Source organism: Acidovorax sp. PRC11 (assembly GCF_031844105.1).
Taxonomy (GTDB): domain Bacteria; phylum Pseudomonadota; class Gammaproteobacteria; order Burkholderiales; family Burkholderiaceae_C; genus Paracidovorax.
In genome coordinates this window covers 79,076-99,950 of sequence record NZ_JAUZUQ010000009.1, presented here as the reverse complement: position 1 = coordinate 99,950, position 20,875 = coordinate 79,076, and the positions used below count along the sequence as shown (strand labels likewise).

Here is a 20,875-nt window from a genome sequence, read left to right as displayed (position 1 = left end):
GCCCCGCGCGGGCTCCGCCCGGGGCCCGCGCGTCCGTTGCCCGGCGCGCCTGCCGCCCTCCACTTCCCGTCTCCCGCTCCCGCCCTTCCCGCATTCCGCCATGACCGCCCAACTGATCGACGGCAACGCCCTTTCCCGACAACTCCGCGCCGACGTGGCCCGCCGCGCCGCGCAGCTCAAGGAACGCGGCACCACGCCCGGCCTCGCCGTGGTGCTGGTGGGCGACAACCCGGCCAGCCAGGTCTACGTGCGCAACAAGGTCAAGGCCTGCGAAGAGAGCGGCCTGCATTCGGTGCTCGAAAAGCACGATGCCGCGATGACCGAGGCCGAACTGCTCGCCCGGGTCGAGGCACTGAACAACGATCCGGCCATCCACGGCATCCTGGTGCAGTTGCCCCTGCCCGCCCACATCGACGCGCAGAAGGTAATCGAGGCGATCTCGCCCGCCAAGGACGTGGACGGCTTCCATATCGCCAGCGCCGGCGCGCTCATGGCCGGCATGCCCGGCTTCTGGCCGTGCACCCCGTACGGCTGCATGAAGATGCTCGAATCCATCGGCTACGACCTGCGCGGCAAGCACGCGGTCGTCATCGGCCGCAGCAACATCGTGGGCAAGCCGATGGCGCTGATGCTGCTCGCCCAGGATGCCACCGTCACCGTCTGCCACTCGCGCACGGCCGACCTCAAGGCGCAGACCTTGCAGGCCGACGTCGTCGTCGCCGCCGTCGGCAAGCGCAACGTGCTGACGGCCGACATGGTCAAGCCGGGCGCCGTGGTCATCGACGTCGGCATGAACCGCAACGACGAGGGCAAGCTCTGCGGCGACGTGGACTTCGACGGCGTCAGGGAAGTCGCCGGCTGGATCACCCCCGTGCCGGGCGGCGTCGGCCCCATGACCATCACCATGCTCCTCGTGAACACCCTCGAAGCGGCCGAACGCGCCGCCGGCTGACCCCATACAGCCCGTCTATCGACGAGATTGCGCACGCCGCTTGAACCCTTCCGTCCCGCCGCCATCTGAACGCGCATGAGCAATCCACTCCTCGACTTCCAAGACCTCCCGCAGTTCGACCGCATCGCACCCGCCGACGTGGCGCCGGCCGTGGACATCCTGCTCGAACGCGCCAACACCGCGCTCGACACCGTCACCGCGCCGGACTTCCCCGCCACCTGGGAAGCCATCGCGCGCGTCCTGGACGTCGCCACCGAGGAACTGGGCCGCGCCTGGGGTGCCGTGAGCCATCTGAACAGCGTCGCCGACACGCCCGAACTGCGTGCCGCCTACAACGAGGCCCTGCCCCGCGTCACCGAGTTCTGGACGCGCCTGGGTGCCGATGAACGCCTCTACGCCAAGTACAAGGCCATCGACCCCGCCACGCTGAATGCCGAGCAGCGCCAGGCCTGGAAGAACGCGGTGCGCAACTTCGTGCTGTCCGGCGCCGAACTGCAGGGCGCCGCCAAGGAGCGCTTCGCGCAGATCCAGGAACGGCAGGCCGAGCTCTCGCAGAAGTTCAGCGAGAACGCGCTCGACGCCACCGACGCCTTCGCCTACTACGCCCGCGAGGACGAACTCGCCGGCCTGCCCGACGACGTGCGCCAGGCCGCGCGCGCGGCCGCCCAGGCCGAGGGCAGGGACGGCTACAAGCTCACGCTCAAGATGCCCTGCTACCTGCCGGTGATGCAGTTCGCCGAGAGCAGCGCGCTGCGCGAAACGCTCTACCGCGCCTACGTCACGCGCGCCTCCGACCAGGCCGAGGGCGATGCCGCCCGGTTCGACAACTCCGCGCTGATCCGCGAGATCCTCGCCCTGCGCCAGGAAGAATCCCGCCTGCTCGGCTACGCGAACTTCGGCGAAGTCTCGGTGGTGGCCAAGATGGCCGATTCCCCGCGCGAGGTGGTCGACTTCCTGCGAGACCTCGCGCGCCGCGCCCGCCCCTACGCCGAGAAGGACGTGGCCGACCTGCGCGCCTTCGCGGCGAGCGACCTCGGCATCGCCGATCCGAAGTCCTGGGACTGGCCCTACATTTCCGAGAAGCTCAAGGAAGCGCGCTATGCCTTCAGCGAGCAGGAGGTGAAGGAGTACTTCACGGCCCCCAAGGTGCTGGCAGGCCTCTTCAAGATCGTCGAGACGCTCTTCGACGTGGCGATCCGGCGCGACAGCGCTCCGGTGTGGAACCCTGCGGTGGAGTTCTACCGCATCGAACGCGGCACCGAACTCGTCGGCCAGTTCTACCTGGACCAGCCGGCCCGCACCGGCAAGCGCGGCGGCGCCTGGATGGACGACGTGCGCACGCGCTGGCTGCGCCCGGACACCGGCCGCCTGCAGACCCCCATCGCCCACCTCGTCTGCAACTTCGCGGCAGGCGTGGACGGCAAGCCGCCGCTGCTCACGCACGACGATGTGATCACCCTCTTCCACGAATTCGGCCATGGCCTGCACCACATGCTCACGCAGGTGAACGAGCGCGACGTGTCCGGCATCAGCGGCGTCGAGTGGGACGCGGTGGAACTGCCCAGCCAGTTCATGGAGAACTTCTGCTGGGAGTGGGACGTGCTGCGCCACATGACGTCCCACGTGGACACCGGCGAGCCCCTGCCGCGTGCGCTGTTCGACAAGATGCTGGCCGCCAAGAACTTCCAGAGCGGCATGGCCACGCTGCGCCAGATCGAATTCGCGCTGTTCGACATGCTGCTGCACACCGAGCACGACCCGGCGCAGGACTTCCTGCCCCTGCTCGCCCAGGTGCGCGAGGAAGTCGCGGTGCTGCAGCCGCCGGCCTTCAGCCGCAGCGCCCACACCTTCAGCCACATCTTCGCGGGCGGCTATGCTGCCGGCTACTACAGCTATAAATGGGCCGAGGTGCTGAGCGCCGACGCCTATGCCGCCTTCGAGGAGACCACCGGCGCCGACGGCCTGCCCAGCGTGGAGACCGGCAAGCGCTACCGCCAGGCGATCCTCGAGGCCGGCGGCAGCCGCCCCGCGATGGAGTCGTTCAAGGCCTTCCGCGGCCGGGCGCCCACGCTCGACGCCCTGCTGCGCCACCAGGGCATGGCGCAGCCGGCCTGACGCCGCAGCGCCCGCCCGCAGCCGTTTCCGCAACGCGATCCACCCGCCGAGCCAGGAGAAGCCCGCAATGACATCCGTGCCGTTCGCCGCCCGCCTGGCCGCGCTGTGCGCAGTGGCCTGCGCCGCCGCGGCCCTGCCTGCCGCCGCCCAGACCGTCTACCGCATCGTCGGCCCGGACGGCAAGGTCACCTTCTCCGACCGCGCGCCCGACGCCCAGACGGCACCGGACATCGCGAACGGCAGGCGCAGTGCCGGGGCAGGCGGCAGCAGCCTGCCCTACGAACTGCAGCAGATCGCCACGCGCTTCCCGGTCGTGCTCTACACGGGAAGCGACTGCGCACCCTGCGCAAGCGCGAGGAACCTGCTCGTCGGCCGGGGCGTTCCCTTCACGGAACGCACGGTGTCCACGAACGAGGACATCGACGCCCTGCAGCGCCTGAGCGGCTCCACCAGCCTGCCGTTCGGCACGATCGGATCGCAGCAGCTGAGCGGCTATTCGGACACGGAGTGGGCGCAGTACCTCGATGCCGCGGGCTATCCGCGCCAGTCGCAACTTCCGCCCACCTACCGCCGCCCGCCCCCTACCCCACTGGTGGCCGCCAAACCGGCATCCGCCCCAGTGGCCGCCGCCGCGCGGGCACCGGCGCCTGCGCCCGCGCCGGCCTCGGCTCCGGGCCCCGCCCCGGGCGCGCGGACGCCCGCCAACCCCGCAGGCATCCAGTTCTGAAACCCGGCCGGCGGCGCACCACGCCGGCCGCATCGCACCGACCGTGCAACGCCGCGCCGTTCACCCGGCGCGACAGGCAGCGCATCCGCTCAATACTGCAGCGTGCGCACCCCTTCCGGCGCACCGATCAGCGCCACGTTCGCTTTCTGGTGCGCGAACACGCCGACCGTGACCACGCCCGGCCACTGGCTGACTTCCGTCTCGAACGCGAGCGGGTCCTGGATGGAGAGCCCGGTCACGTCGAGGATGTGCTGCTGGTTGTCGGTCACCAGCGGCTGCCCGTCCGCGCCGCGCCGCAGCACGGCCTGGCCGCCGCGCGCTGCGAAGCGCCGTGCGATCTGCTGGGCCGCCATCGGAATCACCTCCACCGGCAGCGGAAACCGGCCCAGCGTTTCCACCAGCTTGGAGGCATCCGCGATGCACACGAACTGCTTGGCCAGGGCGGCCACGATCTTCTCGCGCGTGAGCGCCGCGCCCCCGCCCTTGACCATGTGGCCGCGCGGATCGATCTCGTCGGCGCCGTCGATGTAGACGGACAGCGATTCGACCTCGTTGGCGTCGAACACCGGAATGCCGAGCGCCTTCAGGCGCTGGGTGCTGGCCTCGGAGCTCGACACCGCCCCGCGGATGCGGTCCTTCATGCTGTCGAGCGCGTTGATGAACTGGTTCACCGTCGATCCGGTGCCCACCCCGACGATGTCGCCGGGCACCACGTATTTCAGCGCGGCCTGGCCGACCAGGGCTTTGAGTTCGTCTTGGGAGAGGGGAGCGGAGGTGGTCATGGGAGAGAATCGGAGTGAAGCCCGAATTATCCCCATGTCCCTGATCCCCTACGCCCTCACCCGCCCGCTCCTCTTCGGCATGGACGCCGAAGCCGCCCACGAACTCACCATGGACATGCTCGCGCGCGGCCAGCGCACGCCGCTGCAGTGGGCCTGGGCGTCGCCGCGGGTGTCCGATCCCGTCGACCTGGCCGGCCTGCAGTTCCCCAACCGCGTCGGCCTCGCGGCCGGCCTCGACAAGAACGCACGCTGCATCGATGCGCTGGGCGCCATCGGCTTCGGCTTCGTGGAAGTCGGCACCGTGACGCCGCGCGCCCAGCCCGGCAACCCCAAGCCGCGCATGTTCCGACTGCCCGAAGCGCAGGCCCTCATCAACCGGCTCGGCTTCAACAACGAAGGCCTCGATGCCTTCCTGCACAACGTTCGGCAGTCGCAGCGCTACACGCGCCCCGGCGCCGATCCGATGCTGCTGGGCCTGAACATCGGCAAGAACGCGACCACGCCGATAGAAGAAGCCACGCGCGACTACCTGCTGTGCCTGGAGGGCGTCTACCCGCACGCCGATTACGTCACGGTCAACATCAGCTCGCCGAACACGCAGAACCTGCGGGCGCTGCAGAGCGACGAGGCGCTCGATGCGCTGCTCGGCGCGATCGCGGAAAAGCGCGAAGCGCTGGCACAACAGCATCGCCAGGCCGCGGGGCGCGAGCGGCGCGTACCCATCTTCGTGAAGATCGCCCCGGACCTGACGGAAGACCAGGTCGCCGTCATCGCGGCCACCCTACAGCGGCACGGCATGGACGGCGTCATCGCCACCAACACCACCATCTCGCGCGATGCCGTGCAGGGCCTGCGCCATGCCGAAGAAACCGGGGGCCTGAGCGGCGCCCCGGTGCGTGGAGCCAGCAACCGCGTGATCCGGCAACTGCGCCATGCCCTGGGGCCGCGATTCCCGATCATCGGCGTGGGCGGCATCCTGAGCGCCGAGGACGCGGTCGGCAAGATCGAGGCGGGGGCGGACGTGGTGCAGATCTACACCGGGCTCATCTACCGCGGCCCATCGCTCGTGGGACAGGCGGCCCGGGCGCTGCGCGACATGCGCAAGACCTGAGCATCCGACAGGCCCCGAAAACGAAAACCGGCCTCGCATCCCTGATGCAGGCCGGCGCGCATGGCGGGCCGCGGCCGATCCAGACCGCCGCCTCAACGTCCACCCGACGTCAACGCTTCATCTTCATGACCAGCGGCATCACGATGCCGGCCCAGCGGATGATGCGCGACGGTCCGACCGCGGCGGCGGCTCCTGCGGCAGCCACCAGCACCACCGGGTGCTGCCGTGCAAACCACAGTACCCGGTTCAGCAGCGGCGCGTCCGGGTCCATGAGGGACGGCCCGCCTTCTCTCGCCTGCCGCGCGCGCACATCCGCCGCCTGGGTCTGCGCGAGCCGGCGGCTGCGCAGCCGCTCACGCTGCATCTCGATGCGTTCGAGGATCTGCCGCTGTTCAGGGCTGGCGGTCAGGCCGGCGACGGCCTGGCCCACGCCCTTGCCGGTGGTCGGTGCATTCGATGCGGACATGGTGCTCACAGCCTCTCCTTGATCTGCCGCCAGTCTTCGCCGAGTTCGCGGCGGGTCAGCGGGAAGGGATTGCCGGCCGACTTGCCCGTGGAGACCAGGCTCACCAGGGTGATCGCCCAGAGCGCCACCCAGGTGCCCGCGACGATCCACGCCACCATGGCGCGGTCGGGAGAGTCCCAGAAGTGCACCATGATCGCGATAGACAGCAGGATGAGCGCGATCACCGTCAGCGCCGCGCCCGCGATGGCCAGCACCACGATCCAGACCAGGCGGCGCTTTTCCTCGGCCCATTCCAGGCGGGCCAGATCCCAGCGGTCCTCGGCAGCGATGGCACCTTCTATGGTGGCCGCGCGGATCCGTGCGGCCCACCCTTCCAATCCCAGTAACGCCAACCAATTCATGAGGACCTTTCAATACGGATGTGTCAGCCCCCGGCCTCTCGCGCACGGGCGCTGAACCCGTGGCGGCCAAGGGCGCTGCGCAGGCGGACTCCGGCTATCGCGAAGCGCCTGCCTGCGGTTGATCAGCGGCGTGCGAGCAGGAAGCCCACGAGCGCACCAGCAGCCAGAGCTGCCGTGGCGACACGCCAGGGTTCGTCGTGCGCATAGCGGTCCGCCACGCGCGCCGCTTCCTTGGCCTGGTTGGCCGCTTCCTGGGCCGCACGGACGGTGGAATCGCGCACCGTGGTCACACCGTCGTCGAGGCGGCGACGGAGATGGCGGATTTCCGGAACGCTGTCCAGGTCCTTGCTGGAGATCAGGCCGCGCAGATCGCTCACCAGCTTTTCCAGTTCGTGTTGGGCGTTGGAGAAGGTTTCGGATGCAGAGGTCATAAACAAGCCTTTCTTATAGAGACCCAAAGGTAATCCGCCCCTCCGAAGTCGGCTGTAGGCGGACGCCCCATGTTACAAGCGGCCGTCTTCCACGGTGCGCCGATGCACCCACGCGGCAGCACGGGCCGTCACATCGCCGCACCGCAGCCATCCCGGAAACATCCTAAGGCCGCAGCAAGCCCACGACGTGGTCGCCGATGGCGAGGCAGCTGGTCAGGCCCGGCGACTCGATGCCCAGCAGATGCACCAGTCCGGGCACGCCGTGGTCACCCGGACCGCGCACGAGGAAATCGGCGGCCGCCTCGTGCGGCCCGTGGATCTTGGGACGGACGCCGGCATAGGCGGGCTGCAGCGCGCCGTCCTGCAGTCCGGGCCAGTACTTGCGCACCTCGGCATAGAAGCCGTCGCCGCGCGCCGGATCGACGGTCAGGTCGTCGGCACGCTCCACCCACTGCACGTCCGGGCCGAACTTGGCCTGGCCGCCCAGGTCGAGCGTCAGGTGCACGCCCAGCCCGGCCGCCTCGGGAACCGGGTACACCAGCCGCGAGAACGGCGCCCTGCCCGCAAGGGAGAAATAGTTGCCCTTGGCGTACCACGCCCGCGGCAGCGCGGGGTCTCGTCCTCCCGCGAACCGGCGGGCCACCGGCGGCGCATGCAGGCCCGCGGCATTGACGACGCAGCGCGCGCGCAGACGCGTGCCATCGGCAGCCTCCACCTCGATGCCGTCGGCGCCGCATTGCGCACCCGCGAAGGCGGAATTCAGCGCCACGATGCCGCCGGCATGCTCCAGATCGCCCTGCAGCGACAGCATGAGCGCATGGCTGTCGACGATGCCCGTGCTGGGCGACAGCAGGGCCCCCACGCATTCGAGCGCCGGCTCGAGCGCCCGGGCCTCTTCCCGTGAGAGGCGCTGCAGATCGGTCACGCCGTTGGCACGGGCGCGCGCCTCGATGCCGTCCAGCGCCGCGAGCTGCTCCGGCGAGGTCGCCACGATCAGCTTGCCGCAGCGGCGGTGCGGCACGCCGCGCTGGGCGCAGTACGCGTACAACTGCTCCTTGCCCTGCACGCACAGCCGCGCCTTCAACGAGCCTTGCGGGTAGTAGATGCCCGCGTGGATCACCTCGCTGTTGCGCGAACTCGTTTCCGTGCCGATGGCGCCGGCCGCTTCCATCACCAGCACCTCGCGGCCCTGCAGCGCCAGCGCACGGGCGACCGCCAGCCCCACGACACCGGCACCGATGACGATGCATTCGACCGCGTCGCTCATGCCCGTCCTCCCGCTGCGCTGGCGGCCTGCGCGGCGCGCTCGAAACCTTCCAGCACGTTGACGGCGTTCACACCCAGCTCCGCCGCGGCATACCCGCCTTCGAGGACGAACACCGTGGGCAGACCCAGGCCCGCCAGCCGCTCGCCGATCGGGAGGAAATCGGGGGATGCGAGCGTGAACCGCGAGATCGGGTCACCCTCGAACGTGTCGAGCCCGAGCGGCACGACCAGCGCACCGGCCCCGCAGGCGAGAACCTGCACGCAGGCCTGCTCCAGGGCGGCCATCCATCCGGAAAAATCCGTGCCCGCCGGCAGCGGGAGGTTGAGGTTGAATCCCTCGCCAGCGCCCGCCCCGGTCTCGTCGGCATGGCCGAGGTAGAACGGGTATTCGGTGCGCGGATCGCCGTGGATGCTGATGCACATCACGTCGGAGCGCTCGTAGAAGATGCTCTGCGTGCCGTTGCCGTGGTGGTAGTCCACGTCTAGCACCGCGACGCGCCGCGCGGTGCCCGTATCGAGCAGCAGTTGAGCGGCGACGGCGGCGTTGTTGAGGAAGCAGTAGCCCCCCATGAAATCGGGCCCGGCATGGTGGCCGGGCGGCCGGGTGCAGCAGAACGCCGCGCGCGCGCCCGCCGCCACCGCGGCCGCGGCGCTTGCGGCGGCGTCTGCACCGGCCTTGGCCGCGGTCCAGGTGCCTTCGGCCAGCGGCGTGCCGTTGTCCATCGAATACAGCCCCAGTCGCGCGATGAAGTTATCGGGTTCCACGTCGTCGCGCAGCGTGCGCACGGGCCACACCGAGGGGAAGGGCTGCACGCGGGCGTTCAGGGGGTCGAGAGCCAGCCACTGCGACCATGCCTCCTGCAGGAAGCGCAGGTAGCGCGGCGCATGCACCCGCGCGAGCACCGCATGGCTGTCGACGTCGGGGGCCAGCAGCGTGCAGCCCTGCTGCCGCAGGCGCGTTTCGACGTAATCGGCGCGGTCGGGCTTCTCGAAACAGGGCACGCGCTCGCCACGGAAGAACTCGTGCAGGGGCGCATGCAGGCGGTGCGAAGGGTTGTGATAGACGATCACGGCAGCAGGCTCAGGGCTGGAGAAGAAGCACCGATTGTGGCCGAGGGGCGGCTGCCACTGCGGGCCGCAAAAGACAAAAAGCCCCTGCAGGCAGAACCTGCAGGGGCTTCGATTGGTGGGTGATACATGGATCGAACATGTGACCCCTGCCGTGTGAAGGCAGTGCTCTACCGCTGAGCTAATCACCCGTTTCCGGATTCCGCAACAAGCAGCCTCCGGAAAGGAAACATTGGTGGGTGATACATGGATCGAACATGTGACCCCTGCCGTGTGAAGGCAGTGCTCTACCGCTGAGCTAATCACCCAATGTCGTTGTTGCGACAGCCTATGATTATGGCACAGCTTTTTCAGCCTTCCGCCGAAATCTTCCAAATAGTTTTGCCGCCGCTCGCTTTGTCGATCTGCGTGAGCACGTCGCCGTGCGCGGCGAGCTCCTGCTCGCTCGCCAGCAGCACGGGCAGCGTGAAGGCCGACAGATCCACGGGCGCCACGCGCAGGCTCGCGTCGTCGCCCTCCTGGGCATCGTCGGAGATGAGCAGCGCGTCCTGGCCGCGGGTCAGGTTGATGTAGACGTCCGCGAGCAGCTCGGCGTCCAGCAGCGCGCCGTGCAGCGTCCGGCCGGAATTGTCCACGCCCAGGCGGTCGCAGAGGGCGTCGAGCGAATTGCGCTTGCCCGGGTACATCTCCTTGGCCATCGCCAGCGTGTCGGTCACGCTGCCGACGTAGGTGGCGAAGCGCGGCCGGCCCGTGAGTTCCAGTTCCTTGTTCAGGAAGCCCACGTCGAACGCGGCGTTGTGGATGATGATCTCGGCGCCCTGCAGGTACTGCAGGATGTCCTCCACCACCTCGGCGAACTTGGGCTTGTCCTTCAGGAATTCGTTGCTGATGCCGTGCACCTTGAGCGCGTCCTCGTGGCTGTCGCGCTCGGGATTGAAGTACAGGTGCAGGTTGTTGCCCGTGAGCTTGCGGTTCAGCAGCTCGACGCAGCCCAGCTCGATGATGCGGTCGCCGCCTTCGGCGGAGAGGCCGGTGGTTTCGGTATCGAGAACGATCTGCCGCGTCATGCCCGGCCCTCCCGCAGTTCACGCCGCACGGCCATCAATGGTTCTCCTTGGCATGGTTGATGGTGTATTTGGGAATCTCCACCGTCACGTCCTCCTGCGCCAGGATCGCCTGGCACGACAGGCGCGACTGCGGCTCCAGGCCCCAGGCCCGGTCGAGCAGGTCCTCTTCCTCTTCCTCGGCTTCGTTCAGCGAGTTGTAGCCCTGGCGCACGATCACGTGGCAGGTGGTGCAGGCGCAGCTCATGTCGCACGCGTGCTCGATATGGATGCCGTTGTCGAGCAGCGCTTCGCAGATGGAGGTGCCCGCAGGTGCGGTCAGTTCGGTGCCGGCGGGGCAGTATTCGGGATGGGGAAGGATCTTGATGACTGGCATGGTGTCGGCTGGCTCGAAGAAGGGGCGGAAATCAGAAGCTCTGGACGCTCTTGCCCGCCAGCGCCTGCTGGATGCCCCGGTTCATGCGCTGGGCGGCGAAGGCTTCGGTGCCCTTGGCGAGGGCCTGGGTGGCGGCGTCGATCGCGGCGGCGTCCTCGCTCTCGCGCATGCCCTCCAGGGCCTGCATGAGTGCGTCGATGGCGGCGCGCTCGTCGGGCGCAAGGATGTCGCCGTCCGCGGCCAGCGCGGTGCGCGTGGCCATGAGCATGCGGTCGGCTTCCACGCGGGCCTCGACCAGCGCGCGGGCGCGCATGTCGCCCGCGGCCGTGGCGAAACCTTCCTGCAGCATGCGCGCGATCTGGTCGTCGGAGAGGCCGTAGGACGGCTTCACGTCCACGCGTGCCTCGACGCCCGTGCTCTGCTCGCGCGCGCTCACGCCCAGCAGGCCGTCGGCATCCACGGTGAACGTCACGCGGATGCGCGCCGCGCCCGCGGCCATCGGCGGAATGCCGCGCAGCTCGAAGCGGGCGAGGCTGCGGCAGTCGGCGACGAGATCGCGCTCGCCCTGCACCACATGGATGGCCAGGGCGGTCTGGCCGTCCTTGTAGGTGGTGAAATCCTGCGCCTTGGCCGTCGGAATGGTCTCGTTGCGCGCGACGATGCGCTCTACCAGCCCGCCCATGGTCTCGATGCCGAGCGACAGCGGAATCACGTCCAGCAGCAGCATGTCGCCCGCCGGATCGTTGCCCGCGAGCTGGTGCGCCTGGACGGACGCGCCCAGCGCCACGACCTCGTCGGGGTTGAGGTTGTTCAGCGGCTCGGTGCCGAAGAAATCGGCCACGGCGCGCTGGATCTGCGGCATGCGGGTGGAACCTCCCACCATCACCACGCCCTGCACCTCTTCGCGCGCGAGGCGCGCATCGCGCAGTGCGCGCCGCACGGCCGAGAGCGTGCGCTCGGTGAGCGCCGCGGTGGCGGCCTCGAAGTCCGCGCGCGCCACGTCCAGCTCCAGTGCACGCCCGCCGATCTGCACGGCGAACGGCGCACGCTCTTCGGCCGTCAGGCGCTCCTTGCAGGCGCGCGCTGCGATGCGGACGGCCGCCTTGTCCTGCGCGGTCTCGGCATGGGCGCCCAGCTGCTGCAGCGCCCATTGCGCGAGCGCGGCGTCGTAGTCGTCGCCGCCCAGCGCCGAATCACCTCCGGTGGCGATGACTTCGAACACGCCCTGCGTCAGCCGCAGGATGGAGATGTCGAACGTGCCGCCGCCGAGGTCGAACACCGCGTAGACACCCTCGCTGCCGTTGTCGAGGCCATAGGCGATCGCCGCGGCCGTGGGTTCGTTGATGAGGCGCAGCAGGTTCAGGCCCGCGAGCTTGGCCGCATCCTTGGTCGCCTGCCGCTGCGCATCGTCGAAATAGGCCGGCACGGTGATCACGGCCCCGTACAGGTCGTCGTCGAAGGTGTCTTCGGCGCGGTGGCGCAGCTCCGCCAGGATCTCGGCACTCACCTCGACGGGGGACTTGACGCCATCCACGGTCTGCAGCGACACCATGTCGCCTTCCGCGCCCGCCACGAAGGCATAGGGCAGGCGCTCCGCATGTTCGATGTCCTGGAGGCCGCGGCCCATGAAGCGCTTCACCGACACCAGCGTGTTGGCCGCGTCTTCCGAGCGCGCATCCGCCGCGGCGTAGCCGATCTGGCGGCGGCCTTCGGGTAGGTAGCGCACGACCGAGGGCAGCAGCACCCTGCCCTGCCCGTCCGGCAGGCATTCCGGCACCCCGTTGCGCACGGCGGCCACCAGCGAATGGGTGGTGCCGAGATCGATGCCCACCGCGATGCGGCGCTGGTGGGGGTCGGGAGAGTGGCCGGGTTCGGAAATCTGCAGAAGCGCCATGGTGTGGTGGTCGGGCAAGGCGGGACCGGTGCGTGCGGCGAATGCCGCCGCAGGTCGTGTCCGGAAAAGGAAGGTTCGACGAAAAGCAGCGCCAGGGCTGCCGGAGGCAAGGCGCCTATTGTCCCAGCAGCTCGCGCCGGCGCTCGACATCGACCGCAAAGCGCTCAATGAACATAAGGCCTCTGACGGCTCCGGCGGCTGCCGCATAGTCCTGCTGCGCATCGATCAGCCGGCCGCAGCGCTCCAGCGCCTCGGCACGGGCCTGGCGCACCTCGGCATCGAGCCGGTCGATCGCCGCCCCGTCCGCTGCGTCGTCGAGCGCCTCGCGCCACTCCATCTGCTGCATCAGGAACTGCGCAGGCATCGACGTATTGTCCTCCGCCCGGATCGGCGCGCCGTGCAGCTCGCACAGGTAGGCGGCGCGGCGCACCGGGTCCTTGAGCCGCTGGTACGCCTCGTTGATGCGCACCGACCACTGCATCGCCACGCGCTGGGCGGCGGCACCCTGGGCAGCGAAGCGGTCCGGATGGGCCTCGCGCTGCAGGGCCTTCCAGCGGGTGTCGATGGCCGGTCGCTCCTGGGCGAAACGACGGGGCAGGTCGAAGAGTTCGAAGTCGTCGGATTGGAGATTCATGTCAAGAAAAAAACCGCCAGCACGCGTGCGGTGGCGGTTTCGTCGTCCTTGTCCTTGGCGCCGGGCAGGCCCGGCCGGTCCATCTGCGCCGGAGAAAATCAGACGCGGAAGCTCTCACCGCAACCGCAGCGGTCGCGCTCGTTCGGGTTGTTGAAGCGGAAGCCTTCGTTCAACCCTTCGCGCACGAAGTCCAGCTGCGTGCCGTCGATGTAGGCCAGGCTCTTCGGATCGATCAGCACCTTGACGCCGTGGTCCTCGAAGACGACGTCCTCGGGTTCGGGTGCATCGACGTACTCGAGCTTGTAGGCCAGGCCCGAGCACCCCGTGGTCTTCACTCCGAGGCGCACGCCCAGGCCCTTGCCCCGGCGGGACAGGTACCGGCTGACGTGCCGCGCGGCGGCTTCCGTGAGCGTGATCGCCATGGCGCGTCAGGCTCCCGCCAAGGCGGCGTGCTTGGCCTTGTAATCCTGCACGGCGGCCTTGATGGCGTCTTCCGCGAGGATGGAGCAGTGGATCTTCACGGGCGGCAGCGCCAGTTCCTGTGCGATCTCGGCGTTCTTGAGCGCCGCGGCCTCGTCGAGCGTCTTGCCCTTGACCCACTCGGTCACGAGCGAGGACGATGCGATCGCCGAGCCGCAGCCGTAGGTCTTGAAGCGCGCGTCCTCGATCACGCCCGTTTCCGGGTTCACCTTGATCTGGAGCTTCATCACGTCGCCGCAGGCGGGCGCACCCACCATGCCGGTGCCGACGGAATCGTCGCCCTTGTCGAACGATCCCACGTTGCGGGGGTTTTCGTAATGGTCGATGACCTTGTCGGAGTAAGCCATGATTTCTACCTGCCTTTCACTTCGTTCGCGGCCGCACGCGGATCAATGGGCGGCCCACTGGATGGCGCTGATGTCCACGCCGTCCTTGTACATTTCCCACAGGGGGCTGAGTTCGCGCAGCTTGGCCACGTTGTGGCGGATCGTGGAGACGGCGTAATCGATCTCCTCCTCGGTCGTGAAGCGGCCGATCGTCATGCGCAGGCTGCTGTGCGCCAGCTCGTCGCTGCGGCCCAGGGCGCGCAGCACGTAGCTGGGCTCGAGGCTCGCGGACGTGCAGGCCGAGCCGGACGACACCGCCAGGCCCTTGATGCCCATGATCAGCGATTCGCCTTCGACGTAGTTGAAGCTGATGTTGAGGTTGTGCGGCACCCGGCGCTCGAGGTCGCCGTTCACGAACACCTGCTCGATGTCGGAGAGGCCGTCCAGCAGGCGCTTCTGCAGCGCGCGGGCCTTCTCCAGGTCCTGCGCCATTTCCTCGCGGGCGATGCGGAAGGCCTCGCCCATGCCGACGATCTGGTGCGTGGGCAGCGTGCCCGAGCGCATGCCGCGCTCGTGGCCGCCGCCGTGCATCTGGGCTTCCAGGCGCACGCGGGGCTTGCGGCGCACGTAGAGCGCGCCGATGCCCTTGGGGCCGTACGTCTTGTGCGACGCCAGGCTCATCAGGTCGACGGGCAGCGTCTGCATGTCGATCTCGATCTTGCCGGTGGCCTGCGCAGCGTCCACGTGGAAGACGATGCCCTTTTCGCGGCACAGCGCGCCGATGGCCGGGATGTCCTGGATCACGCCGATCTCGTTGTTCACGAACATCACGCTGATCAGGATGGTATCGGGGCGGATCGCGGCCTTGAGCACCTCGAAGTCGAGCAGGCCGTTTTCCTGCACGTCGAGGTAGGTAACCTCGAAGCCTTGGCGCTCCATCTCGCGCATCGTGTCGAGAACGGCCTTGTGCTCCGTCTTGACGGTGATGAGATGCTTGCCCTTGCCCTTGTAGAAGTGGCCGGCGCCCTTGATGGCGAGGTTGTTCGATTCGGTCGCGCCGCTCGTCCAGACGATCTCGCGCGGATCGGCGTGGATCAGCGCGGCGACTTCGCCACGGGCCTTTTCCACCGCTTCTTCGGCTTCCCAGCCCCACGCATGGCTGCGCGATGCCGGGTTGCCGAAATGCTCGCGCAACCAGGGGATCATGGCGTCCACCACGCGCGGGTCGACCGGCGTCGTGGCTCCATAGTCCAGATAGATGGGAAAGTGCGGTGTCATGTCCATGGCTGGCTCAGTAAAAGTCTGGCTGGCGAGTCGAGGCAGGCAGGGCGGCCCGCGCAGGGCTGCCCGCCACCCGGGGTCGCCCGGGCCTTCGGTTTCAGGATTTCGCGAATGCGTTGCCGAGGGCGAACACCGAGTTCGGTGCGTTCACGCGGATCGGCTTGACCACCGGCGTCGTGGAGATCGCGCGGCGCACGACGGGCTTGTCCTCGATCTGCACGCCCTTGGCGATCTGCTCGTCCACGAGCTTCTGCAGCGTGACGGAATCCAGGAACTCGACCATGCGCTGGTTCAGCGATGCCCACAGCTCGTGCGTCATGCAGCGGCCGGCGTCGCCCAGGCAGTTTTCCTTGCCGCCGCACTGCGTGGCATCGATGGGCTCGTCGACCGACACGATGATGTCGGCCACGGTGATGTCGGCCGCCTTGCGGGCGAGCGTGTAGCCGCCGCCCGGGCCGCGGGTGGACTCGACCAGTTCATGGCGGCGCAGCTTGCCGAAGAGCTGCTCGAGGTACGACAGCGAAATCTGCTGGCGCTGGCTGATCGCCGCCAGGGTGACGGGGCCGTTGTTCTGGCGCAGGGCCAGATCGATCATGGCAGTGACCGCGAAACGGCCTTTGGTAGTGAGACGCATCGCAAGCTCCTTTATTGGCTTGTTCGTTGTAGAAATGCCTCAACCGGAGGCGATCGGCGGACCGCAGCGGTTTCTGGCTCGTCTCCACCCCTACACTCCCATGCATTCGCCTGTGTGAACGGGAAGCATGGGAGCCCTTCTTCGTGGGCTGTGTTTTGTTGACTGTTTGACGCAAGTATAGCACAAACCCTATTGTTTTTGTCGGGTAACAGAACCTGACGGAATTCCCCTTTCCGAAACCTTTTCGGGCCGGGCCCTCAACCGGTCGCCCGATCGGTGCCGCTGGCACCGAACGCCTGGGTCTTGAGCCGCCCCAGCTGATCCCGCACGCGGGCGGCCTGCTCGAACTCCAGGTTGCGCGCATGCTCGAGCATCTGCTTTTCGAGCCGCTTGATCTCGCGCGCGATGTCCTTGTCCGACATGTCCTCGACCTGCGCCTGGCGCATGGCCTCCTGCTCGAGACGCTCGGCTTCGCGCCCGGTCTTCTCGCTGTAGACGCCGTCGATCAGGTCGCGCACCTGCTTGACGATGCTGCGCGGCACGATACCCTGCGCCTCGTTGTGTGCGATCTGCTTGGCGCGCCGGCGTTCCGTCTCGCCGATGGCTTTTTTCATCGAGTCGGTGATGCGGTCCGCATAGAGGATCGCCTGGCCGTTGAGGTTGCGCGCCGCGCGGCCGATCGTCTGAATGAGGCTGCGCTCCGCCCGCAGGAAGCCTTCCTTGTCGGCATCCAGGATCGCGACGAGCGACACCTCGGGAATGTCCAGCCCTTCGCGCAGCAGGTTGATGCCGACCAGCACGTCGAAGGCGCCCAGCCGCAGGTCGCGGATGATCTCCACGCGCTCGACCGTGTCGATGTCGGAGTGCAGGTAGCGGACCTTCACGCCGTTGTCGGTGAGATAGTCGGTGAGCTGCTCGGCCATGCGCTTGGTGAGCGTGGTGATCAGCACGCGCTCGTTGCGCTCCACGCGCGTGCGGATCTCCTGCAGCACATCGTCCACCTGGTGGGTGGCGGGGCGCACCTCCACGATCGGGTCCACCAGGCCGGTGGGCCGCACCACCTGGTCCACCACCTTGCTCGAATGCGTCTTCTCGTAGTCGGCCGGCGTGGCCGAGACGAACACGACCTGCCGCATGCGGCGCTCGAACTCCTCGAACTTGAGCGGCCGGTTGTCGAGCGCGGACGGCAGGCGGAAGCCGTATTCGACCAGGGTGGTCTTGCGCGCACGGTCGCCGTTGTACATGGCCGCGAGCTGGCCGATCATCTGGTGGCTCTCGTCGAGGAACATCAGCGCGTCGGGCGGCAGGTAGTCGGTCAGCGTGGCGGGCGGCTGGCCCGGCGCAGCACCGGAGAGGTGGCGCGTGTAGTTCTCGATGCCCTTGCAGTGGCCGACCTCGCTCAGCATTTCCAGGTCGAACCGGGTGCGCTGCTCCAGGCGCTGCGCCTCCACGAGCTTGCCCTCGGCCACGAACTGCGCCAGGCGCTCGTTCAGCTCGAGCTTGATGGTCTCGACGGCGGTCAGCACCTTGTCGCGCGGCGTCACGTAGTGGCTGCTCGGGTAGATCGTGAAGCGCGGGATCTTCTGGCGCACGCGGCCGGTGAGCGGGTCGAACAGCGACAGCGTCTCGATCTCGTCGTCGAACAGCTCGATGCGGATGGCGAGTTCGCTGTGCTCCGAAGGGAACACGTCGATGGTGTCGCCACGCACGCGGAAGGTGCCGCGCGAGAAGTCCTGCTCGTTGCGCGTGTACTGCATGCGGATGAGCCGCGAGATCACGTCGCGCTGGCTCAGCTCGTCGCCCACGCGCATGATGAACCGCATCTGCGTGTAGTCCTCGGGGGCCCCGATGCCGTAGATGGCGCTCACGGTGGCGACGATCACCACGTCCCGCCGCTCGAGCACGCTCTTGGTGGCCGAGAGGCGCATCTGCTCGATGTGCTCGTTGATGGCCGAGTCCTTCTCGATGAAGAGGTCGCGCTGCGGCACGTAGGCCTCGGGCTGGTAGTAGTCGTAGTAGCTCACGAAGTACTCGACGGCGTTGTTCGGGAAGAACTCCCGGAACTCGCTGTAGAGCTGGGCCGCGAGGGTCTTGTTCGGGGCGAACACGATCGCCGGACGGCCGAGCCGCGCGATCACGTTGGCCATGGTGAAGGTCTTGCCCGAGCCGGTGACGCCCAGCAGGGTCTGGAACACCTCGCCGTCCTGCACGCCCTCGACGAGCTGGTCGATGGCCGCGGGCTGGTCGCCTGCCGGGGGATAGGGCTGGTAGAGCTCGAACGGCGAATCGGGGAAGCGCACGAGGGTGCCCTCGCCGCGCGTTTCCGGCATGGTTTCGATGGGTTTTGGCATGGGTTGGCTCAAGGTGGAGCCCTTAAAATCGGGGCGACCTGGCAGAGTACAACAGGCCCGGTCTCCCGTTCCGACATCCTCCGTCGATACCCCAAGGAAACTCCATGTCTCTCTTCACCGCCGTCGAAATGGCACCGCGCGACCCGATCCTGGGTCTGAACGAGCAGTACGCTGCTGACACCAACCCCCACAAGGTCAACCTGGGGGTGGGCGTGTATTTCGACGACAACGGCAAACTGCCCCTGCTGGAATGCGTCCAGGCCGCGGAAAAGGCCATGATGGACAAGCCCTCGGCACGCGGCTATCTGCCCATCGACGGCATCGCCGCGTACGACAACGCCGTGAAGGCACTGGTGTTCGGCGAGGGCAGCGAGCCGGTCACCTCGGGCCGCGTGGCCACGGTGCAGGCGGTCGGCGGCACGGGCGGCCTGAAGATCGGCGCCGACTTCCTGAAGAAGCTCAGCCCCGACGCCACGGTGCTGATCTCCGACCCGAGCTGGGAGAACCACCGCGCGCTGTTCACCAACGCGGGCTTCACGGTCGATACCTATGCGTACTACGACGCGGCGAAGCGCGGCGTGAACTTCGAGGGCATGCTCGCCAGCCTGAACGCGGCCGCCGCCGGCACCATCGTCGTGCTGCATGCCTGCTGCCACAACCCGACCGGCTACGACATCACGCCCGAGCAATGGGACCAGGTGGTGGACGTGGTCAAGGCGAAGAACCTGACGGCGTTCCTCGACATGGCCTACCAGGGCTTCGGCCATGGCATCCAGGAGGACGGCGCGGTCATCCAGAAGTTCGTGGCCGCGGGCCTGAGCTTCTTCGTGTCCACCTCGTTCTCCAAGAGCTTCAGCCTCTACGGCGAGCGCGTGGGCGCGCTGTCGGTTCTGTGCGCCGACAAGGAAGAAGCCTCGCGCGTGCTGAGCCAGCTGAAGATCGTGATCCGCACCAACTACTCCAACCCGCCCACGCACGGCGGCGCGGTGGTGGCCGCGGTGCTCGGCAACCCCGAGCTGCGCGCCCTGTGGGAGAAGGAACTGGGCGAGATGCGCGTGCGCATCAAGGCCATGCGCCAGAAGCTGGTCGACGGCCTGAAGGCCGCGGGCGTGCAGCAGGACATGGGGTTCATCACGAGCCAGATCGGCATGTTCAGCTATTCGGGCCTGACCAAGGACCAGATGGTCCGCCTGCGCACCGAGTTCGGCGTGTACGGCACGGATACCGGCCGCATGTGCGTGGCCGCGCTCAACAGCAAGAACATCGACTACGTCTGCCAGTCGATCGCCAAGGTGGCGTGACCGCCGGCGGGCCAGGCTCCGCCGGGCCTGCCCCCCCGCCCGGCCCGCACGCGCTGCGGGCCCCGCGAACCGCCTTCGGGCGGTTTTTTCTTGCGCGGCCCGCTCGCGCCGCGTCGCTGGGCGGCGTTGCGCCGCGCCTTCGCCGCACGCCATACTGCGGCCATGAACCCACCCACCGGCATTTCGGGCGCATCCCACCCGCTGCAGGGCGCGCGCGTCCTCAGCATCGCCCTGAACCTCCCGGGCCCGGCGGCCCTGGCGCGCTGCAGGGACTGGGGAGCGCGCTGCGCCAAGCTGGAACCGCCGCCCCCGGAAGGCCGCACCAGCGCCGATCCGATGGCGATCTACTGCCCCCCGGCCTATGCCGAGCTGCATGCCGGCATCCGGATGCTGCATGCGGACCTGAAAAGCCCGGCGGGGCAGGAGGTGCTGCACCGGGAACTGTCCTCCACCGATGTGCTGATCACCTCGTTCCGCCCCTCCGCGCTGCGCAGATTGGGGCTGGACTGGGAGGCGCTGCACGACCGGCACCCCGCGCTCTCCCTGGTGCGCATCGTGGGTGCGCCGGGGAGCGCCGCCGAGGAGCCGGGGCATGACCTGACCTACCAGGCGGAGGCCGGGCTCCTGCCGCACGGCACCGCGCTGCCGCCGACCCTGCATGCCGACATGGCCGGCGCGCTCATGGCGGGCGAGGCGGTGCTGCGCGCCCTGCTGCAGCGGCAGGCCACGGGGGAAGGATCGGAACACGAAGTGGCGCTGTCGGTGGCTGCGCAGTGGCTCGCCCTCCCCAGGACCTGGGGCCTGACCCAGGCGTCGGGGGATGTGGGCGGCGCGCATGCCGGCTACCGGGTGTATGCCTGCGTCGACGGCCGTGTGGCGGTGGCTGCGCTCGAACCCCACTTCATGGCCCGGCTGTGCGCCGCCGTGGGCCTGGATGCCGCGGCCGATCCGCGGGCGCAGCGCACCCATCTCGCTCTCGAGGGCTTCTTCCGCCAGCGGCGCCGGGCGGATCTGGACGCGTGGGCCGCCACCGAGGACGTGCCCCTCCATACGATGGAATGAGGCCGTTCCGGGGGAGCCTGGTGGAGCGGTGCCGTCCGACAGTGCGGCACTCCGTTGCCCTACCGGCGCACCGAGGCCGGGCAGGGCCCAATGCCGGGAGTGGCAGAGCCCGGCGACGTGTGCTTTCTCTGCCGTCCTCCTCTCCTATCCGCA

21 protein-coding genes and 2 tRNA genes are annotated in these 20,875 nt (G+C 68.5%); 6 read left to right on the top strand and 17 right to left on the bottom strand.

The annotated features are described in order from the left end of the window. The first annotated feature begins 100 nt into the window (after window positions 1–100). From folD to Q9R47_RS12505, 3 genes are all read left to right on the top strand, one after another. Window positions 101–952, top strand: a complete 852-nt coding sequence (gene folD / locus Q9R47_RS12515; RefSeq protein WP_311233522.1) for a bifunctional methylenetetrahydrofolate dehydrogenase/methenyltetrahydrofolate cyclohydrolase FolD — start codon at window positions 101–103, stop codon at window positions 950–952. Between the two features lie 75 nt (window positions 953–1,027). Further along, window positions 1,028–3,067 (top strand): M3 family metallopeptidase, encoded by a 2,040-nt coding sequence (locus tag Q9R47_RS12510; protein ID WP_311233521.1) that lies wholly within the window; start codon window positions 1,028–1,030, stop codon window positions 3,065–3,067. Between the two features lie 67 nt (window positions 3,068–3,134). Then, on the top strand, window positions 3,135–3,794 hold the full coding sequence (locus Q9R47_RS12505) for a glutaredoxin family protein (protein ID WP_311233520.1): 660 nt from the start codon (window positions 3,135–3,137) through the stop codon (window positions 3,792–3,794). 89 nt (window positions 3,795–3,883) lie between these two features. On the opposite strand, the gene rpiA is transcribed toward Q9R47_RS12505, so the two are convergent. Next, window positions 3,884–4,576: a ribose-5-phosphate isomerase RpiA gene (gene rpiA, locus Q9R47_RS12500; RefSeq protein ID WP_311233519.1), complete on the bottom strand. Its 693-nt coding sequence runs from the start codon at window positions 4,574–4,576 to the stop codon at window positions 3,884–3,886. A 34-nt stretch (window positions 4,577–4,610) separates the two neighbouring features. Between rpiA and Q9R47_RS12495 the strand changes: the two genes are divergently transcribed. Continuing rightward, window positions 4,611–5,687, top strand: coding sequence for a quinone-dependent dihydroorotate dehydrogenase (locus Q9R47_RS12495; RefSeq protein ID WP_311233518.1), 1,077 nt, complete (start codon window positions 4,611–4,613; stop codon window positions 5,685–5,687). A 109-nt stretch (window positions 5,688–5,796) separates the two neighbouring features. Here Q9R47_RS12495 and Q9R47_RS12490 read toward each other — a convergent pair whose 3' ends face one another. The 16 genes from Q9R47_RS12490 to uvrB all read right to left on the bottom strand — a co-directional run bounded on the left by Q9R47_RS12490 (window position 5,797) and on the right by uvrB (window position 18,359). Continuing rightward, window positions 5,797–6,153, bottom strand: coding sequence for a hypothetical protein (locus Q9R47_RS12490; protein ID WP_311233517.1), 357 nt, complete (start codon window positions 6,151–6,153; stop codon window positions 5,797–5,799). 5 nt (window positions 6,154–6,158) lie between these two features. Continuing rightward, window positions 6,159–6,554, bottom strand: coding sequence for a phage holin family protein (locus Q9R47_RS12485; RefSeq protein WP_311233516.1), 396 nt, complete (start codon window positions 6,552–6,554; stop codon window positions 6,159–6,161). 122 nt (window positions 6,555–6,676) lie between these two features. After that, on the bottom strand, window positions 6,677–6,985 hold the full coding sequence (locus tag Q9R47_RS12480) for a DUF883 family protein (protein ID WP_311233515.1): 309 nt from the start codon (window positions 6,983–6,985) through the stop codon (window positions 6,677–6,679). Between the two features lie 163 nt (window positions 6,986–7,148). Beyond that, a complete protein-coding gene (locus Q9R47_RS12475) occupies window positions 7,149–8,252 on the bottom strand; it encodes an NAD(P)/FAD-dependent oxidoreductase (RefSeq protein WP_311233514.1) in 1,104 nt (367 codons plus the stop codon). Beyond that, a complete protein-coding gene (locus tag Q9R47_RS12470; RefSeq protein ID WP_311233513.1) occupies window positions 8,249–9,322 on the bottom strand; it encodes a histone deacetylase family protein in 1,074 nt (357 codons plus the stop codon). The genes Q9R47_RS12475 and Q9R47_RS12470 overlap by 4 nt, the downstream gene beginning before the upstream one ends. Before the next feature lie 113 nt (window positions 9,323–9,435). Further along, window positions 9,436–9,510: transfer RNA gene (locus Q9R47_RS12465), tRNA-Val, on the bottom strand. A gap of 42 nt (window positions 9,511–9,552) precedes the next feature. Further along, window positions 9,553–9,627 (bottom strand) — tRNA-Val (locus Q9R47_RS12460). Between the two features lie 42 nt (window positions 9,628–9,669). After that, complete coding sequence (dnaQ, locus tag Q9R47_RS12455; RefSeq protein WP_311233512.1) at window positions 9,670–10,386, bottom strand: DNA polymerase III subunit epsilon; 717 nt, start codon at window positions 10,384–10,386, stop codon at window positions 9,670–9,672. A gap of 34 nt (window positions 10,387–10,420) precedes the next feature. Next, window positions 10,421–10,759: an ISC system 2Fe-2S type ferredoxin gene (gene fdx / locus Q9R47_RS12450; RefSeq protein WP_311233511.1), complete on the bottom strand. Its 339-nt coding sequence runs from the start codon at window positions 10,757–10,759 to the stop codon at window positions 10,421–10,423. Between the two features lie 31 nt (window positions 10,760–10,790). Continuing rightward, a complete protein-coding gene (gene hscA, locus Q9R47_RS12445; RefSeq protein WP_311233510.1) occupies window positions 10,791–12,653 on the bottom strand; it encodes a Fe-S protein assembly chaperone HscA in 1,863 nt (620 codons plus the stop codon). A gap of 115 nt (window positions 12,654–12,768) precedes the next feature. Then, window positions 12,769–13,287, bottom strand: a complete 519-nt coding sequence (hscB, locus tag Q9R47_RS12440) for a Fe-S protein assembly co-chaperone HscB (protein WP_311233509.1) — start codon at window positions 13,285–13,287, stop codon at window positions 12,769–12,771. 98 nt (window positions 13,288–13,385) lie between these two features. Next, window positions 13,386–13,709: an iron-sulfur cluster assembly protein IscA gene (iscA, locus tag Q9R47_RS12435; protein WP_013595176.1), complete on the bottom strand. Its 324-nt coding sequence runs from the start codon at window positions 13,707–13,709 to the stop codon at window positions 13,386–13,388. A gap of 6 nt (window positions 13,710–13,715) precedes the next feature. Beyond that, on the bottom strand, window positions 13,716–14,114 hold the full coding sequence (gene iscU / locus Q9R47_RS12430) for a Fe-S cluster assembly scaffold IscU (protein ID WP_311233508.1): 399 nt from the start codon (window positions 14,112–14,114) through the stop codon (window positions 13,716–13,718). Window positions 14,115–14,156: 42 nt separating this feature from the next. After that, window positions 14,157–15,377 carry an IscS subfamily cysteine desulfurase gene (locus Q9R47_RS12425; protein ID WP_311233507.1) on the bottom strand — a complete coding sequence of 407 codons (1,221 nt, stop codon included), beginning with the start codon at window positions 15,375–15,377 and terminating at the stop codon, window positions 14,157–14,159. Between the two features lie 94 nt (window positions 15,378–15,471). Continuing rightward, window positions 15,472–16,008, bottom strand: coding sequence for a Fe-S cluster assembly transcriptional regulator IscR (gene iscR / locus Q9R47_RS12420; protein WP_311233506.1), 537 nt, complete (start codon window positions 16,006–16,008; stop codon window positions 15,472–15,474). Window positions 16,009–16,265: 257 nt separating this feature from the next. After that, window positions 16,266–18,359 (bottom strand): excinuclease ABC subunit UvrB, encoded by a 2,094-nt coding sequence (gene uvrB, locus Q9R47_RS12415; RefSeq protein ID WP_311233505.1) that lies wholly within the window; start codon window positions 18,357–18,359, stop codon window positions 16,266–16,268. A 104-nt stretch (window positions 18,360–18,463) separates the two neighbouring features. On the opposite strand from uvrB, the gene Q9R47_RS12410 reads away from it, so the two are divergent. Together Q9R47_RS12410 and Q9R47_RS12405 are read left to right on the top strand one after the other, a co-directional pair. After that, on the top strand, window positions 18,464–19,660 hold the full coding sequence (locus tag Q9R47_RS12410) for an amino acid aminotransferase (RefSeq protein ID WP_311233504.1): 1,197 nt from the start codon (window positions 18,464–18,466) through the stop codon (window positions 19,658–19,660). Window positions 19,661–19,822: 162 nt separating this feature from the next. Further along, window positions 19,823–20,722, top strand: a complete 900-nt coding sequence (locus Q9R47_RS12405) for a CoA transferase (protein WP_311233503.1) — start codon at window positions 19,823–19,825, stop codon at window positions 20,720–20,722. Window positions 20,723–20,875: the final 153 nt, after the last annotated feature.

Excerpts from the sequence above, each read along its gene's own strand:
- iscA (WP_013595176.1), bottom strand. The coding sequence starts at position 13,709 with ATGGCGATCACGCTCACGGAAGCCGCCGCGCGGCACGTCAGCCGGTAC.
- Q9R47_RS12510 (WP_311233521.1), top strand. The coding sequence starts at position 1,028 with ATGAGCAATCCACTCCTCGACTTCCAAGACCTCCCGCAGTTCGACCGC.
- iscU (WP_311233508.1), bottom strand. The coding sequence starts at position 14,114 with ATGGCTTACTCCGACAAGGTCATCGACCATTACGAAAACCCCCGCAAC.
- folD (WP_311233522.1), top strand. The coding sequence starts at position 101 with ATGACCGCCCAACTGATCGACGGCAACGCCCTTTCCCGACAACTCCGC.
- Q9R47_RS12480 (WP_311233515.1), bottom strand. The coding sequence starts at position 6,985 with ATGACCTCTGCATCCGAAACCTTCTCCAACGCCCAACACGAACTGGAA.
- Q9R47_RS12425 (WP_311233507.1), bottom strand. The coding sequence starts at position 15,377 with ATGGACATGACACCGCACTTTCCCATCTATCTGGACTATGGAGCCACG.
- Q9R47_RS12505 (WP_311233520.1), top strand. The coding sequence starts at position 3,135 with ATGACATCCGTGCCGTTCGCCGCCCGCCTGGCCGCGCTGTGCGCAGTG.
- Q9R47_RS12410 (WP_311233504.1), top strand. The coding sequence starts at position 18,464 with ATGTCTCTCTTCACCGCCGTCGAAATGGCACCGCGCGACCCGATCCTG.
- iscR (WP_311233506.1), bottom strand. The coding sequence starts at position 16,008 with ATGCGTCTCACTACCAAAGGCCGTTTCGCGGTCACTGCCATGATCGAT.
- rpiA (WP_311233519.1), bottom strand. The coding sequence starts at position 4,576 with ATGACCACCTCCGCTCCCCTCTCCCAAGACGAACTCAAAGCCCTGGTC.
- dnaQ (WP_311233512.1), bottom strand. The coding sequence starts at position 10,386 with ATGACGCGGCAGATCGTTCTCGATACCGAAACCACCGGCCTCTCCGCC.
- hscA (WP_311233510.1), bottom strand. The coding sequence starts at position 12,653 with ATGGCGCTTCTGCAGATTTCCGAACCCGGCCACTCTCCCGACCCCCAC.
- Q9R47_RS12405 (WP_311233503.1), top strand. The coding sequence starts at position 19,823 with ATGAACCCACCCACCGGCATTTCGGGCGCATCCCACCCGCTGCAGGGC.
- Q9R47_RS12485 (WP_311233516.1), bottom strand. The coding sequence starts at position 6,554 with ATGAATTGGTTGGCGTTACTGGGATTGGAAGGGTGGGCCGCACGGATC.
- Q9R47_RS12495 (WP_311233518.1), top strand. The coding sequence starts at position 4,611 with ATGTCCCTGATCCCCTACGCCCTCACCCGCCCGCTCCTCTTCGGCATG.
- Q9R47_RS12490 (WP_311233517.1), bottom strand. The coding sequence starts at position 6,153 with ATGTCCGCATCGAATGCACCGACCACCGGCAAGGGCGTGGGCCAGGCC.
- Q9R47_RS12475 (WP_311233514.1), bottom strand. The coding sequence starts at position 8,252 with ATGAGCGACGCGGTCGAATGCATCGTCATCGGTGCCGGTGTCGTGGGG.
- uvrB (WP_311233505.1), bottom strand. The coding sequence starts at position 18,359 with ATGCCAAAACCCATCGAAACCATGCCGGAAACGCGCGGCGAGGGCACC.
- fdx (WP_311233511.1), bottom strand. The coding sequence starts at position 10,759 with ATGCCAGTCATCAAGATCCTTCCCCATCCCGAATACTGCCCCGCCGGC.
- hscB (WP_311233509.1), bottom strand. The coding sequence starts at position 13,287 with ATGAATCTCCAATCCGACGACTTCGAACTCTTCGACCTGCCCCGTCGT.